Annotated in this window: 1 protein-coding gene; it reads left to right on the forward strand. The window is 42.0% G+C overall.

Annotated elements, in window-relative coordinates; translation table 11 throughout:
• Window positions 1–228: 228 nt before the first annotated feature.
• The coding region (locus R7R24_RS25915; RefSeq protein ID WP_318119993.1) for an alanyl-tRNA editing protein at window positions 229–820 on the forward strand (592 nt) is incomplete at its 3' end.

Here is an 820-nt window from a genome sequence, read left to right on the forward strand (position 1 = left end):
GTATTTGAAGATACCCAAGTTTTTACTTGGGTATTTTTTTATCTGTTTTTTGCAATCTCTAAAAGTGATGTGAGATGTGTCCTTTTCTAAACCTTACTTTCATCATTATCACAATATTCTTCTGCGCGGTTTTCCTCTAGTGATATTAGTGATGACGTGCAGATTCCTGTATCTTCAAATGCTCAGCACAAAACCTTAACTTCTTACATTCACAAAGATAAGCAAAGCATGACGATTACCGCGACACAAACCCGTTTCTGCCATCAAACTTGGCAGTTGGACGCTCAGATTCAACTCGTTCAAAACCACAATGAAGTGACCTACGTAGTCACCGACGTGACTCCGTTTCATCCCGTTAGCCATATCTGGCCTGATCATCCCGCAGATAAAGGCATCTTAGTATTTAATGATCAACAATTTGAATTGATTGATTGTCAAGTTGGTGCCATTGAAGTGGCAACCGGAGAGCTATTTGTTGGAGCGGCAATCCCTGTAAAGCGCGATACAGAAGGCTGGTTATTTGTTGTCGTACATTTATTAGCGCTTGTTGACACTCTATCTCAAGATACACGAGTGACGCTGAAAGTGGATAAAGAGTACCAACAAGCATTGAGTCGTGGACACAGTGCAGGTCATCTCGCCTACTTAGCCCTGAACAAAGTCCTCGCTGCCAGTTACTGGCGTAAAGATGCTGATCGTAAAGACCCACATGGCAACTATGATTTTAATAGTTATGCCCAAGAAGCCAGCTTTGTAACACCAGACAAGTGCCTAGATACTTACCGTTTAGGTAAAACACTCCGTAAAAGAGGCCTAAACA

It is taken from the genome of Vibrio sp. 704, from assembly GCF_033339295.1.